This window comes from Prevotella denticola (assembly GCF_900454835.1).
GTDB lineage: Bacteria > Bacteroidota > Bacteroidia > Bacteroidales > Bacteroidaceae > Prevotella > Prevotella denticola.
In genome coordinates, this window is sequence record NZ_UGTM01000002.1 from 164802 (window position 1) to 181182 (window position 16381).

Annotated in this window: 13 protein-coding genes; 2 read left to right on the forward strand and 11 right to left on the reverse strand. The window is 52.4% G+C overall.

The annotated features are described in order from the left end of the window. Positions 1-628: 628 nt before the first annotated feature. The 3 genes from DYH27_RS08840 to DYH27_RS08850 form a co-directional block, all read right to left on the reverse strand. Positions 629-2176, reverse strand: coding sequence for an MBOAT family O-acyltransferase (locus DYH27_RS08840; protein ID WP_029216339.1), 1548 nt, complete (start codon positions 2174-2176; stop codon positions 629-631). A gap of 45 nt (positions 2177-2221) precedes the next feature. Further along, a complete protein-coding gene (locus tag DYH27_RS08845; protein WP_025068426.1) occupies positions 2222-3625 on the reverse strand; it encodes an SGNH/GDSL hydrolase family protein in 1404 nt (467 codons plus the stop codon). Between the two features lie 72 nt (positions 3626-3697). Then, positions 3698-4345: a TetR/AcrR family transcriptional regulator gene (locus DYH27_RS08850; protein WP_025068425.1), complete on the reverse strand. Its 648-nt coding sequence runs from the start codon at positions 4343-4345 to the stop codon at positions 3698-3700. A 122-nt stretch (positions 4346-4467) separates the two neighbouring features. Here DYH27_RS08850 and DYH27_RS08855 point away from each other — a divergent pair, with 122 nt between their 5' ends. Then, positions 4468-6762, forward strand: a complete 2295-nt coding sequence (locus DYH27_RS08855) for an NADP-dependent malic enzyme (RefSeq protein WP_025068424.1) — start codon at positions 4468-4470, stop codon at positions 6760-6762. A 223-nt stretch (positions 6763-6985) separates the two neighbouring features. Here DYH27_RS08855 and DYH27_RS08865 read toward each other — a convergent pair whose 3' ends face one another. The 8 genes from DYH27_RS08865 to DYH27_RS08900 all read right to left on the reverse strand — a co-directional run bounded on the left by DYH27_RS08865 (position 6986) and on the right by DYH27_RS08900 (position 15607). Next, entirely contained in the window at positions 6986-7765 is a 780-nt protein-coding gene (locus tag DYH27_RS08865) for a porin family protein (protein WP_013670447.1), read from the reverse strand. A gap of 43 nt (positions 7766-7808) precedes the next feature. Beyond that, the gene (locus tag DYH27_RS08870; protein ID WP_081640726.1) at positions 7809-8927 is read right to left on the reverse strand and encodes a PCMD domain-containing protein; all 1119 of its coding nucleotides are present in this window, start codon (positions 8925-8927) and stop codon (positions 7809-7811) included. Positions 8928-9767: 840 nt separating this feature from the next. After that, positions 9768-10439, reverse strand: a complete 672-nt coding sequence (locus DYH27_RS08875) for an RluA family pseudouridine synthase (RefSeq protein ID WP_025068422.1) — start codon at positions 10437-10439, stop codon at positions 9768-9770. Between the two features lie 161 nt (positions 10440-10600). Further along, positions 10601-11347, reverse strand: a complete 747-nt coding sequence (gene fabG, locus DYH27_RS08880; protein WP_025068421.1) for a 3-oxoacyl-[acyl-carrier-protein] reductase — start codon at positions 11345-11347, stop codon at positions 10601-10603. Positions 11348-11473: 126 nt separating this feature from the next. Next, a complete protein-coding gene (locus tag DYH27_RS08885) occupies positions 11474-12067 on the reverse strand; it encodes a TetR/AcrR family transcriptional regulator (protein WP_013670451.1) in 594 nt (197 codons plus the stop codon). A gap of 248 nt (positions 12068-12315) precedes the next feature. Further along, positions 12316-13191 (reverse strand): N-acetylmuramoyl-L-alanine amidase-like domain-containing protein, encoded by an 876-nt coding sequence (locus DYH27_RS08890; RefSeq protein WP_394366012.1) that lies wholly within the window; start codon positions 13189-13191, stop codon positions 12316-12318. Between the two features lie 189 nt (positions 13192-13380). After that, positions 13381-14580 carry a DUF4421 domain-containing protein gene (locus DYH27_RS08895; RefSeq protein WP_025067687.1) on the reverse strand — a complete coding sequence of 400 codons (1200 nt, stop codon included), beginning with the start codon at positions 14578-14580 and terminating at the stop codon, positions 13381-13383. 43 nt (positions 14581-14623) lie between these two features. Continuing rightward, positions 14624-15607, reverse strand: a complete 984-nt coding sequence (locus tag DYH27_RS08900) for a Gfo/Idh/MocA family protein (protein ID WP_025067688.1) — start codon at positions 15605-15607, stop codon at positions 14624-14626. Positions 15608-15781: 174 nt separating this feature from the next. Between DYH27_RS08900 and yihA the strand changes: the two genes are divergently transcribed. Then, complete coding sequence (yihA, locus tag DYH27_RS08905; protein WP_004353112.1) at positions 15782-16381, forward strand: ribosome biogenesis GTP-binding protein YihA/YsxC; 600 nt, start codon at positions 15782-15784, stop codon at positions 16379-16381.

A 16381-nucleotide genomic window follows, 5' to 3' on the forward strand; every position in this document is an offset into this window, starting at 1 on the left:
ATAATTTCACAGCAGATTGATCACAGGCGCATCTGCCGTGGATGAATGCCAGACTATGTTTTATCCTGAAGTATATTCTTCTGCGGCAGACTCTTTATCGGGAGATTATGAGGTTTATTCAGAAACCTTACTTTCAGGAAAAGCACACTACTTCTATCCGATTATAATGCTTGACGTGACCCGTGCTAAGCCTTGACACCATGGGTGTACCCCCTCAACACCAATGGTGTTTACCCTCGGCACACTGACAGGAAAAAATCAGTAATTATCTACTGGTTCCTCATCCTGCATACTGGGACGAGGACAACCGCCTCATGGTCTTAAGCGATAACGACAAGACAAACCGGTTGCACTTACAATGCTGCCGGTGAACGCATCATGAAGAGCTACGGTACGATGGAGGGCGTGTACATCAACGGTGCTCCGCAAGGCATCACGTTCCACGAGACACCTACATAGATTCTACGAGGAACTCTTTTCCTGTAAGAGTTGAAAGTCAAACACGCCGGCAGGCATCCTTCCTCTCCCCTGAAAAGAGAGGAAAAGCAGATTCTTCCCGACTTCCTCCTGAAGCCAGAACTGAAAAAAGATGAACAGCCGTATATTAGTCCCGACTTCCCTCCTGAAGTCAGAACTGGAAATAAATGAACGGCTGTATATCAGAACTCTTCACCTGCATGATGATGAAGATGACGGCAGTGATGGCGATGGCAGAGAATACCACCCCGCCTTTCTCCAGAATGCGCACGCAGCAATTCTGCCATCTGTCTGGAATCCAGTGCGTGAGAAGGGCGAATGCCATGAGCAGAAAGACATATTTATAGGCTGCAAAGACATCGGGAAGAACAGAGGGATTGAATTTTGTAAACATCTGTCTGAGCATGACCCACACTCCCTCGAAATCCCTGCAGCGGAAGAAAAGCCATGTGAAGCAGAGGACATGGAAAGTGACGAACACTGATACGAAGCGACGCAGGCCGGATGGATGATAATGACGGTCATGCTTCATGACAGTCTGCGACCAGAACTTATGCAGGCAGACCAATGCGCCGTGCAACACACCCCAGACAACGAAGTTCAGCGATGCACCGTGCCACAGTCCGCAGGCTGTCATCGACACCATCTGGTTGAGATACATACGCAGTGTTCCATGGCGGTTTCCGCCAAGCGAGATGTAGACGTAATCACGGATCCACGTAGAAAGCGAGATATGCCATCGACGCCAGAAGTCTGTCATGGAGTCGGCCGTGAGCGGTGCATTGAAGTTCATCGGAATCTTGAAGCCGAGCAACAGTGCAATGCCGATGGCCATGTCCGAATAGCCGGAGAAGTCACAGTAAATCTGTATGCAGTAACCATAAAGCCCGAGCAGCACCTCTCCACCGGAGAAAAGCGTAGGGTTGTCGAAGATACGGTCGACGAAGTTCTGAGAGATATAATCGGAGATGACCGCTTTCTTGAAGAGTCCTATGATGATGAAGAACACGCCCTGCGCAAACATCTCACGGCTGACATGGAGCGGCTTGCGTATCTGCGGACCAAAGTCGGTCGTGCGGGTGATAGGCCCTGCGAGGAGTGTCGGGAAAAAACTGACGTAGAAAGCGTAGTCGAGCATCGAATCCATCGGCAGTACTTTCTTCCTGTAGACATCGACGACGTAGGAGATTGTCTTGAAGGTGTAGAAGCTGATGCCTACGGGCAGGAAAATATCCCATGGCTGGAAGTTCCCGCCGATCATCTGTGCGACCATTCCTGCAAAGAAGTTGGTATACTTGAAGTAGGCCAGCAGGCCGAGGTCGACAAGCAGGCTCAAGGCCAGCCACTGTTTAGGATGCTTTCCTCGGGCCACTCGGCGGGCAATGTAATAGTCGCTGACGGTGACGATGACCAGCAGCAGAAAATAGAAACCACTGCTCTTATAGAAGAAGTAATAGGAGAAGAGCGTCACGAAAAGCAGTCTTGCATCTACTTTGTTGCGCAGACAGTAATAGACCGCCATGAAGACAAGAAAAATGAAAAGGAAGGCCCCCGACGAGAAAAGGAGCGGTTCACGTGGGTTGTAAAGCAGGATGTCTGCCACCTTCGTGAGATCGAGGCTCGAGACATACGATGTTATACTCTGCAGGAACATCTTTAAGACCGCCATAAGCTGGCTGAGAAAATCATTTGTTTCCATCTTGATTCTTTATTGGAAATAGAGAGCTGACCGGCCGACGACAGCTTACTTCTCCATCAGTTTTGCACGACGTGCATAATTCTTCTGTCCGGCTACAATCGACTTGAAGATACGCCGGCTGACGTATTTTCCGCCTTTGTAATTGATGTGTACATAGTCTTTGGTGCCCATGTCCTGTTCGTCGACGATACGCATCATCGTACCGGCACCGCCCATTGCCCGGAAGAGACTGTAGAAACCTACGTGGCAGTCGGCGGCAAGCTGCTCCTGGTAGCCCACAAGCATCTCGACACCTTTCATCGTACCGTCGGGGGATGTTTTCGAACCGCGATCGGGACTGCTGACAATGAGGATACTTGTCTCTGGGAAACACCTGCGGAAGAGTTCCACCACCCGCTTCATATCGGCCATGTATTTCTTCAGCCGTTCGGGGGTCGTCTGCGCATCAACGGCATTGACACCGAACTGGAAGACGATGAGATCGTAAGGGCGTACACTGGAAAACTCCTTCAGCATTTGTGCGGGGAGCTTTGCCAGGGTGATACCGGAAGAGCCACGCATACTGAAGTTGTCGAGCACGACTCCCTCCCGGCCTTCCTGGGAAGTACCGAAAAGGACGGTGCTGCCGCCATTCACCTTGACCGTTGCATGGGCAGTAATTCCGTCCATCTTCACGGCTTGCACTTCGGGCGAAGGACTTACATGCAGCGTGGACTGCCTTCCACCGTCCAGCTCGAAACCGACTTCAGCCCCACCCCTCGAGCGCAGATAGAGCCATGTGACCGCCCACTTCTCCGTGTGCGGATAATCGTGTGTCAAGGTGAAAGGTGCAAACGACATCGTGGCCTGTCCACTCATTGTGTAATAACGTTCGGCTATTCCGGCCTGACTGACATCATAGCCTGCCGGCTTCTTCACCATGTGCTCCGTAAGTCCTGTGAACTTGTCGTCCACGGTATGCTTGTACTGGTCCAGATCGTTGCCGGCATCGATCCAGCCCACGCCATAGCCGCCATACTGCCGCTGGAGGTCTTCACGCAGGTCGGCCAGCAGGATGTCACCCTCAATGAACGAATCGCCGAAGTAGGCAATCCGCACGGGACGACCGACGGCCTGCCGCTGTGCCAGCCGGTTGAGCTGACTGTAGAAGTGATCAAGTCCGCCGGGCTTCCCTGCCGAATAGTCTACGATGCGTTCCGTCCCCTTGGGCCACACTTCCCTGAAGTCGACAGTCTTTCCATCCTTGTCGTACGCAATGGATGCCGAAGGCTCCTTGGGTGATGGGATGACCTCTTTCAGTTCCTTCTTCTGCCGTGCAAGGTCACTCAGGATATCTATCTCCCGCAGTTCCGTCCCATCTATCTTGAAAGTCGGGAGGAAATGGAGGAAAAAGAGGAACAATGCCACCAGAAATGTCAGCAGCAAGGTTCTGCAGATGTTATCTTTCATCTTTTATTTTAAACTTTTTGTCCGGACGTCTCATTTTAATAACCCGACGGCTATATCTACGCCGGGAGTCCTTTATTTGTCACGGCTCGCACATGCAAGCGATTTCAGTTCTTCATCCAGCAACTTGATACCCTTCAACGTACAGAATCCCCTGACAAAGAGCAGGATGGACACGTAAGCCAGCTCGGTCACTTCATACTTCCGGTAAAGGAACTGGTTCATGATGGCCTGCTGTGAAGCATTCGTCAGCGTGCGGATAATCTCGTAGTTCACGTCAGGAAGGAAGAATCCCTCGTCGACCCCCCGCAGTACGAAAGAGCGGACATCACATTCCCGCTTCTCATGCAGTTTGCGGACCTGGGCGAGCAGTTCCGGATACTTGTGGATATCCTCGAAGAAAAGCGGATTGATTCTGCTGAATTCCTCGATACGGTACTTGCAGATTTCGATGACGATCTTGATGACATTCTGCCCATGCCTGTCGATTTCCCCCATCCGACTGCTTTCTTCCAGCTTGTCATGGCGCATCACTTCCAGAATCAGCTCTTCCTTTGTGCTGTAGATTTCATAGAGCGTACGCTTCGATATCCTCAGGTCGTTGGCAATGTCGTCCATCTTGACCTGCCTGATTCCGTATCTGTGGAAGAGTGCTGTGGAAACGCGGAGAATGCTCTCCTTGAGTTCCTGCCGGTATGGGGTTTCTGTCGCTGTATTATGCATGAGCGTCTGTTTTTGCGGCAAAATTACAAAAAACTTTGATAATGCAGTTTGTTTTAGGGTGGATTTTACTAACTTTGTAGAACGAAAGTACAATTTCTAATATAAAAAGGAAAAGATTAATTATGGTCAAGGTAACAAAAGAGGCGGCTCTGGAATATCATCACAACGGTCGCCCAGGTAAGATCGAGGTCAAGCCGACAAAACCTTACAGCACACAGACAGATCTCAGCCTGGCTTATTCGCCGGGCGTGGCTTATCCCTGTCTGGAAATCCAGCAGAATCCCGACGACGTATATAAATACACCGACAAAGGCAACCTGGTGGCCGTCATCAGCAACGGTACGGCCGTCCTGGGACTGGGCAACATCGGCGCCATGAGCGGCAAGCCTGTCATGGAAGGCAAAGGCCTGCTGTTCAAGATCTACGGCGGCATCGATGTATTCGACATCGAGGTAAACGAGCAGGATCCCGACAAATTCTGCGAAGCCGTTGAGAAAATCGCTCCGACCTTCGGCGGCATCAACCTTGAGGACATCAAGGCACCGGAGTGCTTCGCCATAGAAGAACGGCTGAAGAAAAACCTCGACATTCCGGTCATGCATGATGACCAGCACGGAACGGCCATCATCTCGGCTGCCGGACTGAAGAATGCACTGGAAGTCGCCGGCAAGGACATTGCCGACGTGAAATTAGTCGTCAACGGCGCAGGTGCCGCCGCCATCTCCTGTACGAAGCTGTACATGGCCCTGGGACTGAAGAAAGAGAACATCCTCATGCTCGACTCCAAGGGTGTCATCACCTCCGACCGCAAGAATCTGACACCGCAGAAAGCTCTCTTCGCCACCGACCGCCGCGACGTCCATACACTGGAAGAAGCCATCAAGGGAGCTGACGTATTCGTAGGACTGTCCAAGGGCAACATCCTCACACAGGACATGGTACGGTCTATGAACGACCATCCGGTCGTGTTCGCACTGGCCAATCCTGTTCCCGAGATATCCTATGAAGATGCCGTTGCCGCACGCCCTGATGTCATTATGTCGACCGGCCGTTCAGACTATCCCAACCAGATCAACAACGTCATCGGATTCCCCTACATCTTCCGCGGCGCACTGGATGTCCATGCCAAGGCCATCAACGAGGAGATGAAGATGGCAGCCGTAAAAGCGATTGCCGGCCTGGCCAAGCAGGCTGTACCTGACGTAGTGAATGAGGTCTATCATGTGAACGACCTGATCTTCGGACCGAAGTACTTCATTCCGAAACCGGTCGACCCGCGGCTGATAACAGAGGTCAGTGCAGCGGTCGCCAAGGCCGCCATGGAGAGCGGTGTGGCACGCACGCCGATCAAGGACTTCGAGGCCTACAAGCAGAACCTGCGCCAGATGCTGGGGCAGGAAACCAAGCTGACCCGTACCCTCCACGCCACGGCAGCCCGCCATCCGCAGCGCATCGTCTTTGCAGAGGGCGGTCATCAGACGATGATGAAGGCTGCCGTACAGGCAAAACAGGAAGGCATCTGCGTGCCGATCCTGCTGGGGAACCCAGACCGTCTGAACCGTGTCGCCAACCGGTTGAAGCTGGACATCTCCGATATAGAAATCATTGATATGCGTGCCGACAAGGAACAGGGCCGCCGCGCCACCTACGCTAAGCATCTGGCAGAGAAGCGTGCGCGTGAGGGATACACTTTCGAAGAAGCCTACGACAAGATGTACGAGCGCAACTACTTCGGTATGTCCATGGTCGAGAACGGCGATGCAGATGCGTTCATCACAGGACTGTACACGAAGTACAGCAATACCATCAAGGTAGCCAAGGATGTCATCGGCATACGGCCGGAGTACAGGCACTTCGGCACCATGCACATCCTGAACACCAAGAAGGGTGTGTACTATATCGCCGACACGCTGATCAACCGCCACCCCGACGGCGACGTGCTGGCCGACGTAGCCCGGCTGGCAGCCCACTCTGTCAGGTTCTTCAACGACGAACCTGTAATCGCCATGCTCTCCTACTCCAACTTCGGTTCTGACAAGGAGGGCTCTCCGCTGAAGGTACACACAGCCGTGGAGACCTTGCAACGCGAGTGTCCGGATCTGGCCATCGACGGCGAGATGCAGGTGAACTTCGCACTCAACAGACAGCTGCGCGACGAGAAGTACCCGTTCACACGGCTGAAAGGGAAGGAAGTCAACACGCTCGTCTTCCCTGACCTCTCCTCTGCCAACAGCGGCTACAAGCTCCTGCAGAGCCTGAGTCCCGAGACCGAGGTCATCGGTCCTATCCAGATGGGACTGAACAAACCTATCCATTTCACCGATTTCGAGTGTTCGGTACGCGACATCGTGAACATCACGGCCATCGCCGCCATCGACGCTTACGTGGAGAAGCTGAAGAAGAACAAGCAACATTGACGGGCACATAAGCGGCCTCATCATAACAGGTAAAAACCAAAGGGGTGTATCAGAAGATTGTCTGTGACAGTCTTGCTGATACACCCCTTTTCATGTCTTCAACAGAACAGGATGCTGCGTCCGGAGAGATTACACAGGTAATTCAGAATACAGACGGAGCCTTTCCCTATCCTGTCTTGCCAGGTCCTTGCGGCATCAGAAATCCATACCTGCTTCCCTTCCGTCAGAAGCGATAACCGAAACCGAGGTTCAGATAAATCGGATAGAGGCCGAAACTGATGGTCTTGAAACTGCTTTCGAAGATACCGTTGAAAGCCCACGTGAGGTCGGCATTCACCGTGAAGTGGCTGAAAGCACGCCATGTCGCACCCATCTGGCCGCCCCACTGGAAATGGCGCAGGCTGGAAGAGAAATCATAAGGGGCACTGTCTCCATTCTCGAAAGTCAGCTTCTCGCCTACAGGAGTACCCTGACGGAGATAGCCGTCGCTCACCGTCCCGCCGAAATTACCGTCAAGTTTAAGAGAGGAATACAATCCTGCCCGTACTTTCCAACGGTCATTGAAACGATAATTCGCCATGACAGGAACGGTGAGAAGCGTCGTGTTGTAGTCGGTCTTCACAAATCCCGTCCAGTAGCCGGCCACCCGGCTGCCGTCATAAATAATCTCCGTGCTGTAGTTCTTCACCGTCGCACCCGTTATCATACCTTTCTCTTCAAACTTCAGCCCGGCAGAGACTCCCCATTTCCGTTCGCTGCCCAGCCATTTCGTCACGGTCCCCTCCAGCACGCCGTTGAGTTTCGGACTGTAGCTGTTGATATCCCTGATTTCCACAGGGAGCGGAAGCGGAGATGCCCCGCCGATGTTCACACCGGCTTTTACCTCATACTCCCATCCGTTGCGGTCTGATGCCGTCAAAGCCGGTGTGCGGTCTGTCTGCGCCATGACAGGCACTGCACAGCCCCATGCTGCCATTGCAATTGTTATGATTGCTTGTCTCATTTGTCTTTTCACCTTATTTATATGTTTCAACTTGTCAACCTCCCTATTCCGAGAACAGCTTCAACTCGTCAACATACAGCGTACTGCCGACGGCACCGTTGAAGACCGCCCCATCCTTGCTCGACGACATGATGATGGCCAGACTGTACCTGCCCTCCTTCAGCTTCACCGGATCAACCCTCCGTCCCTTCACAGGCACAAAAGGAATGGAGAAACGTGTCCAACTGTCCGCCTCCTTCGCATCCGAAAGCTGTGCAAGCAGGACGATGCGGTCGCTGGTCAACGAGTTGGTTCCGTCAAGATAGTCCACACCGTCGCCTGTTTCAAACAGCACGGCATAGATGGCAAGACTGTCTTTCCTGCCGTCAATCACCTTCAGCTTCTTGTCGGTAAACACCGGACCGGCCTTGTATTTGTAGTAGCCGACAAGTTCCTTGGGTTTCTTCCTGAAAGGGACACCAAACCGGGTTGACTTGGCAGGATTGGCGAAATTAAGTTCAAATGTACCCGTAAACAGGTTCCCTGCGGCAATAGGCGTACCCAGGGCGGCAAAGGCTGCTGTACTGACCGTCTGCAACTTGGCACACTTCCCCTTGTAGCCATGGTCATCCTGGCAGGTCGGATATTTGTCGGCAGAAGCACCATTGGCAGCAAACAGGAAGCCGGCATTGCCGCTCCCCCATTCGAAATCGTGACCGTCCGATGTCTTGTCGACGAAGATATGAAACAGCTTCTGGACAGGAGCCTGCGGATTCCAAGTATCCCGGTACTCGTACCATTTCATCTCATCAAAATGATACTCTGTGGCAACATCGTCTGAAACGAACGAAACCTTGTAAGTCTTCTTCCACTGCCGGTCCTGCGATGTGACAGTATAGCTCTGCGGCTGTGTAAAGTCATGCTCCGTACCACTTGCCGGCTCGATCGTCGCACCCTCCGTAACAGTGAACTGCGGTGAAAGGCGGGTCAGATCCTCCCATCCATTGACGTAGAAAATCACTTCCTCATTCGTGATGACCGGCCGCCTGATAAGCGTCGGGCCATCAACCGTTACTCCGGTAATGTCTGCCTCGGCATTCAGAGCCTCTTCCCTGATACAGGAAGAAAACAGCAGACCTGCCAGCATGGCAGGCAAAAAAGTTCGTATAACACCCATCTTCATTTTCTTGTATTTGATGTATGATAAATCATTTTCAGCTACAAAGGTAAAGAAAAAAAACTTTTCCTACAAAGGAATTGCAGTGATACGGCCTGCATGGCAGGAAGAGACAACGAAACGGCACAAGACCGGCCTGAGGAAACCATCCTGTCAGGATTAATCAGTATGTGAACAGTGCCTGACGCACTTTGCCTTTGCCCGGCATACCCGGACCTGCCTTCAGAAAAAAGAAAAGGTTTTACATCCCAGACAAGAAAATCACCTCCCCTCCTCGCCAACTTTTCCACCATACCATGAAGAAACGAGTCGACAGAAATATAACCTGCCGTTACCTGCATTCCAACCAACGCCTGATTGCACTCCAAGTAGTGCCTGACAACACGTCAACTAACGCCTGATTAGGACGCAAGTAAGCACCGTTTTTTACATAGCATATAGAGTCCTGTCTACCAACCATTTAACCGTATTGCAGAAGTCTTTTCTCCTCACCTTTCCACCAGCTGGCCGGAGAAGTCCTCATGTGCGTAAGCAGACGTGCCAGTTCTCAACCCAAAAGAATGAAAAATAAGGACAAAACGGGACTGCTCCACCGTTTCTTCGGGACAGCAGCTTTCTTTCCTTGCAGGCGGAAACGGTGCAGAGATGAAAAAAACGGGGACAGAAGCCCCGCTGTCTGCATCTGATGATGCTTCAGACAAGCGGGACATCTGTCCCCACTTTCAACTGCTTTCTTATGTTTTTCTTATCAGAGGACTGGCACACGAGCCTATCCGGCACGCTATGCCATCGGACGGACGGCCGACTTACGGTATTGCCCTCTTGCACAAACGGTATTCGTCAGTCCTAGACATTACCGATGGCATGCCAGAGTGTGTCGTCCGGCAGAGGAGACTCTATGCGGATGTTCTCCTTCGAGACAGGATGGACAAACTCGACACGGTGGCTCAGCAGACTGATGCTGCCGTCTGGATTGGAACGCGGCGCACCATACTTCAGGTCGCCCTTTATGGGACAGTCCATATTGGACAGCTGGCAGCGGATCTGATGATGGCGGCCCGTCATGAGGTTGATTTCCAGCAGTGTGTAACGGTCCGACCGGTTGATTATCTTGTAATGCAGAATGGATTTCTTGGACGTAGGTACCTGGTGGTTGTAAGCATAGCTCTTGTTCTGCCGCTCGTTACGCACAAGCCAGTCGGTCAATGTCGCCTCCGGTTCGAAAGGAGGACGCGTGACAATCGCCCAATAGGTCTTGTGTACCTCGCCATTGCGGAACATATTGTTCAGTCGTGCAAGCGCCTTGGAGGTCTTGGCAAAAATGACCAGCCCCGATACCGGCCGGTCGAGTCTGTGGACAATTCCAAGGAATACGTTGCCGGGCTTCTGGTACTTCTCCTTTATCCATCGCCTGACGGTCTCGGACAACGGTTCATCACCCGACTTGTCGCCCTGGACAATCTCGCCGGCTTCTTTGTAGACGATTATAATGTGGTTATCTTCGTAAAGTACTTGCATAGTATAGTAAGGAAAAAAGAAATCTCCCTTGCCCCCCTTCGGGGAAGGATGCCTGACGGAAAGGGATTTCCGCCAGATGCCGTAAGCCCATATCCAGGAGAGGCAAGGGAGAATTCTGATATTGAAAATCCCCCTCCCGTAACAGGAAAGGGGAAGCGGAATTACATGTTCATGCCACCGTCAACCTGGATGACCTGGCCTGACACGTAGCTTGACAGGTCGGAAGCGAGATAGACGGCCGTATTGGCAATATCATCGACTGTACCGCCACGGCGAAGAGGAATCTTGGAAATCCACTCCTTGCGGATGTTCTGCGGCAAGGCCTGCGTCATAGCGGTATCAATGAAACCGGGGGCAATGGCATTGGCACGGATGCCCTTGGGGCCCATCTCCTGCCCGATGCTCTTGGCCAGGGCGATAAGACCGGCCTTCGAAGCTGCATAGTTGGCCTGGCCGGCATTACCATGGACACCGACGACACTGGCCATGTTGATGATGCTGCCGCTGCGCTGGCGCATCATCACCGGTATACAGGCATGGATGAAGTTGAACGCACTCTTCAGGTTTACCGCGATGACAGCATCCCACTGCTGCTCGGTCATACGGAGCATAAGCCCGTCCTTGGTAATACCGGCATTGTTGACGAGGATGTCAATAGAACCGAACTCCTCCCTGACCTGCCTGACAACTTCCTCCGTCTGGGCAAAGTCGGCCGCATTGCTTGCGTAGCCTTTCGCCTTTACGCCCTTTGCGGCTATCTCCGCCTCGGTAGCCTTGCCTTTTTCATCGATGACGAGGTCGGTAAAAGCAATGTTCGCACCTTCTTCAGCAAACTTCAAGGCAATTGACTTGCCAATACCGCGTGCAGCACCTGTGATAAGGGCTGTCTTTCCTTCCAATAATTTCATGTCGTTTTTGATTTATATGTTAGTTATATGTGTTGACCGGTTGACGAGACAACGGACCGGGAATCAGACGGGGGTCATCCGCAGGACGGCCGTCCCGGCTCCATTCCCCGCTGCGGGTGAGACATCTTATTTCAGACCGCTCTTCCCTAATGCGCCGTACACCACCTTTGCCACCAGCGGACGTGAGGACTCTTCCGTGAGCCCATGTCCCAGACGGCCATAGATGAACGGCACCTCAAGTCCCTTGATACAGTAGTGCGTGATGTCTGCGACGAGTTCGACATTGTCAATATCAAACTCACCGTCCGCCTTGGCATCGGCATAGACCTTGCGGAAGAGTTCGATCTCGTCCTCATCGAAGTTCTTGCGTACCCGCTCTACCATCCATATATTCCGGAAGAACTCTGCACGCAGGTTGCCGTTGCGCATCACCGTCTCCTTGATCATGCTGAGATGGGTGTAGATCAGTTCTATGATCTTGTCATGGGGACTGATTTTCTTCGCTGCAACTTCGTCGAGCTTGTCCGACAGACGTTCCAGCTCCGCCTCTATGACGGCATAATACACGTCGTCCTTGCTCTTGAAGTAAGTATAAAGCGTACGCCTGCCTTTCCCGGAGGCCTTGGCTATATCATTCATTGTCGTGTTGGCAATGCCGTTCTTTGCAAAGAGCTGACGTGCCACATCAACAAGTTTCTGTCTGGTTTTCGATATTGACATACCTTTGCTATTCCTCTGTTCTACAAAATTGCACACCACTTGCACATCACAAATCTCATGTGCAAAATTATATATTATCTCGCACATTCACAAATTTAGAGGGACAAAAGTTCGTTGTTTTTAATCTTTTTGTCCAGCCGGTTGTTCTTTTTTTACGTCGGCAAAGCCGTTTCCTGCTTGCGGAACAAGACTGCCGGAAACGGAAGACATACCCTTTTCTCCGCCCGATGGCCGCAGGACGGACCTGTTCACTTTATTCTTGCAACCCTTATGCCGATGCTTGAGGGACGGGACATCATGTAATGGAAGAAGCTCTCGGCAGGCTCCACCACCCGGCAGCCGTTCCGTTTGAGACTCGAGGCGTTCAAAAGATGAATACCGTCCTTATGCCATACGGCGAAGCCCAGGTGCGTAGTGTCAAGGTTGTACTTGCTGGTTACAATTGCGATAATGTCGCCATCGCGGATGACCTTCCGCAGCAGTCTGCTGTCGTTCAGGAGCGTTTTGGGAATATAATGTACATTTGTTCCGTTGCTTACATCTTCCAGCCGCTTCAGTCCGGCGACCCTTTCGGGACGGTTCTTCAGCATATCATACGCACGTGCATTCTGGCTCATATAGTTGATTTTCAAGGTCTGGACAGCCGTAAAAGGAGGAACGGGCGTATTGATCTCCGTGACAAATCCCATGCGGCTGTTGTCTTCCAGCCACCAGTGGAAATAATGAAGGCGGTTCACGTAGCTGATTTTCCCGCCACGGTAGCGCAGCTGTTCCAGCCGGCGCACATAATCGGCAAAACGGGTTTCACCCTTTTCAGCACAGTGTGTCAAGGCAGTCACGGCCTCAACGTATGTGGTACAGTCCAGTCCGTGCAGATTGACGACCAGCTTCTCTTCGTCGTTCCGGTCCAGGGTGTGCGCCACATACGGCACACCGATGAATTTCCGTGCGATCATCAGGACGAGCTGTTCGTGAGAGAGCTGCCGTCTCTTCCCGACAGCCTCATGCAGGATACGGCAGACCAAGGCACTGTCTGCCCCGGTATAGCTGTCCAGATAAGCGGGCAGCGTGTCTCTCCCTGCTGTCAAAACAGAAGAAGAAGCTACGGGCAGTGCGTCACCCATAGCTTCTTCTGAACCGACGTTTTTATTCCGTTCTGTCTTGGCTCCACATGCGGAGAAGACAAAAAGTATTAAACAAAGAAAAGTATATTTCAGATTCATGTCCATAATCCTAAGTCCGTAATCCCATCATCGAATGCCATGTCAGTTCCCCGGTCCGGAAACACCAGACACCCGGGCCAGCCTTCCGGGTCACTTCTTCCTGCCGAAGTTGAAGCCGGCATAGAGGTTTACACTCCCAAAGAAATTGTTTGTAGAGAACTTGCTCCGCCGATAATTGTAGGCATGGAGTATCGTACTCATACCGGCAAACCACCTGCTGTTGTTCCATACCAGACCGAAACGTCCGATACCATCGAAGTTGATGTTGTTGAACTTGAAGTCGCTGAAGGAAAAGCTGCGGTGCGTGACATCACCTGTACTTCGCTTGTACGCCAAGGCTAAGGAGAGCGATCCCGCCAGCAGCCAGTTGCGGGCAAACACCCAGTTGTAGGCGTAACCGCCACTGACGGAGACATCCGTATATTTCACCTGACCGAACATCAGCGTGCTGTCTATCGGCGTGTCGGCAGGCCGGATGCCAAGACGCCCGGTCACAATCCGGTTCAGTTCCTCCCAGTCCACGTCCAGACTGTGTCGGGTGTACCCTATGCCCAGCAGCGGACTCCCTGCCGAATGGCGCTGTATCGTGCTCTGGCTGAATGCCGCAGGATAGGAGAAGCGGCGGTGGTTGAAGATATAATACAGGTTGAAACCCTTGATGGTGGAAGTAAGACCGCCGAAACCGGTGCCGCGGACAGGATCGGTGTTGATGTCCCGCCCCAGGCCCAACTGTCTGATCTTGTAGTCATTCCCGGTCTTCCGGTAATAAATGTCAAGCCCGATCATCGAGCTGTACAGGCTCAGATCGTACTCCTGCCGCGGGCTTTCGTTCTTGTGCCAGAAGTCCAGGTGCTTTATGTCAAGCGTATAACCGAGGAATATCCAACGCCAGCCGAAGTAAGGACCGACACGCACCGTGGCCTCCGGAGCAAAGGTGATGCTCTGTCCGCTTGAGCTGCTCAGACGGTACACTTCATAGGTGTTCGTGTTTTGAAACATTAAGGCGAAATTGTATTCCTGCGGTTCTATATAGGCGGTATCAATCTCGTTGAACTTATGCACGAGCCGTTCTTCCCTGCTGAACCGATGCCCGGAACGGCGCATTGTCGTGTCCCGGCGCATCCACCTCACCGAATCCATCGGCTGCCTGACGGTACGGACCGCACTGCTGTCTGCTGCCGCCAGCATACCGTGAGAGACCGGCAACGGCGGAATGGCATACAGCTTCAGCCCTGCAGAGACGGCAAGGAGAAAGCAGAGACAGGAGAAGTGGTTGGATATCAGTTTCATGTAAAATGGCGAATGTGTGCATCTGTCCAGACAGACACTTACTTTAGATTTTCCCGAGGATGCGGTCCATCACCCAGTTGGTGGGCGTCGCACTGACGCTCGTACAGTCGCAGACGCCATAGCCCTGCATATCCTCAATAACAGACTTGATGATGGGAAGCTGGACATAAGGAGGATTGTCTACCTGAATATTCTTTCCTCCTTCACTGGTACACAGACGGATGGGAGCGTAGGTATAGACGGAGAAAGACAGTCGTCCCTTCGACCCGAAAATCTCGATACGGTCCTCGCGTGCGCTCTCATGGGCCGCAAAGCACCAGGCACCGCTGCCCGTCAGTCCGTTCTCGAAACGGAACACCGCATTCACCGTGTCCTCCAAGTTGTACAGTCCCGCACGGTTGGCCGTATAGCCATGTGCCCTGACAATGACACCAAAATAATTCTGCAGGAGGTCGAGCTGATGGGGAGCAAGGTCGTAGAAGTAGCCGCCGCCGGAGATATGCGACTGCAGCCGCCACGGAAGCTGCACGTTCTGTCCATAGTCCAGGTCGCGCGGAGGAACGGCGAAACGTACCTGCACGGTGAGAATCCTGCCGATCTCCCCCCTGTCAATAATCTCCTTCACCCTCTTGAAATAAGGCAGATAACGACGGTAATAAGCAACGAAACAGGGCACACCGGTCTGTTCGGAAACACGGTTGATGCGTACACAGTCCTCATAAGAGGCAGCCAGCGGCTTTTCAATATAGCAGGGCTTTCCGGCACGCATGGCCATAATGGCGAAGGTGGCATGGGCGGAAGGAGGCGTAGCGATATAGACGGCGTTGACATCCGCATCGTCGACCAGTGCCTGTGCATCGGTGTACCACCGCTGAATACCATGACGCTCGGCATACGAACGTGCCTTCAGCTCACTTCGGCTGAACACAGCCACGACATGTGAGCCCATCACCTCGTTGAATGCCGGTCCGGACTTCTTCTCCGTCACTTCGCCACAGCCTATAAATCCCCAGTTGATCTGTTTCATCGCATATCCTTTATCAGCCCGAACATAGCAGACGGAAGCAAAAGCCCTTGCCTGCGCCTTGCCGGGTGCAGCTTGTTTTTCTGCAAAATTACGAAAAAACCAGCAACCGGCCATTCATAACTATCAACTTTTTAGTAACTTTGCAATAAATTACATTCGCATAAACCCATCAAAATGATCATCAAGAAATCAGAATTCACCATATCTTCGCCATCGGTATCCAGATGCCCGGCGGACACAAAGGCCGAGTATGCCTTCATCGGACGATCCAATGTAGGAAAATCGAGCCTCATCAATATGCTCTGCAATCACAAGGGACTGGCCAAGACATCGGCCAAACCGGGCAAGACACTGCTCATCAACCATTTCATCATCAACAACGAATGGTATCTGGTCGACCTCCCGGGATACGGCTATGCCAAAAACTCGAAGACGGTAAGAAACAAACTGGAACAGATGATTGCACAGTATATTCTTCAGCGCAAGCAGCTTGTCAACGTATTCGTACTGATCGACATCCGGCACGAACAGCAGACCATCGACCGCGAGTTCGTCGACTGGCTGGGGGGAAGTAACATTCCCTTCTCCATCATCTTCACGAAAGCCGACAAGCTGTCGCCTGCCAAAGCGAAGTCGAACGCCCTGATGTGGATGAAGAAGCTGGAAGACAGATGGGAGACACTCCCGCCCTACTTCATCACCTCCGCAGAGAAGAAGGAAGGGAAAGACGAGATCCTGGACTATATCGAACAGATAAACAGGACACTGGAATAA

Bases quoted from the DNA above. Each gene is read 5' to 3' on its own strand.
- DYH27_RS08840 (WP_029216339.1), bottom strand. From the start codon at position 2,176: ATGGAAACAAATGATTTTCTCAGCCAGCTTATGGCGGTCTTAAAGATG.
- DYH27_RS08845 (WP_025068426.1), bottom strand. From the start codon at position 3,625: ATGAAAGATAACATCTGCAGAACCTTGCTGCTGACATTTCTGGTGGCA.
- DYH27_RS08850 (WP_025068425.1), bottom strand. From the start codon at position 4,345: ATGCATAATACAGCGACAGAAACCCCATACCGGCAGGAACTCAAGGAG.
- DYH27_RS08855 (WP_025068424.1), top strand. From the start codon at position 4,468: ATGGTCAAGGTAACAAAAGAGGCGGCTCTGGAATATCATCACAACGGT.
- DYH27_RS08865 (WP_013670447.1), bottom strand. From the start codon at position 7,765: ATGAGACAAGCAATCATAACAATTGCAATGGCAGCATGGGGCTGTGCA.
- DYH27_RS08870 (WP_081640726.1), bottom strand. From the start codon at position 8,927: ATGAAGATGGGTGTTATACGAACTTTTTTGCCTGCCATGCTGGCAGGT.
- DYH27_RS08875 (WP_025068422.1), bottom strand. From the start codon at position 10,439: ATGCAAGTACTTTACGAAGATAACCACATTATAATCGTCTACAAAGAA.
- fabG (WP_025068421.1), bottom strand. From the start codon at position 11,347: ATGAAATTATTGGAAGGAAAGACAGCCCTTATCACAGGTGCTGCACGC.
- DYH27_RS08885 (WP_013670451.1), bottom strand. From the start codon at position 12,067: ATGTCAATATCGAAAACCAGACAGAAACTTGTTGATGTGGCACGTCAG.
- DYH27_RS08890 (WP_394366012.1), bottom strand. From the start codon at position 13,191: ATGGGTGACGCACTGCCCGTAGCTTCTTCTTCTGTTTTGACAGCAGGG.
- DYH27_RS08895 (WP_025067687.1), bottom strand. From the start codon at position 14,580: ATGAAACTGATATCCAACCACTTCTCCTGTCTCTGCTTTCTCCTTGCC.
- DYH27_RS08900 (WP_025067688.1), bottom strand. From the start codon at position 15,607: ATGAAACAGATCAACTGGGGATTTATAGGCTGTGGCGAAGTGACGGAG.
- yihA (WP_004353112.1), top strand. From the start codon at position 15,782: ATGATCATCAAGAAATCAGAATTCACCATATCTTCGCCATCGGTATCC.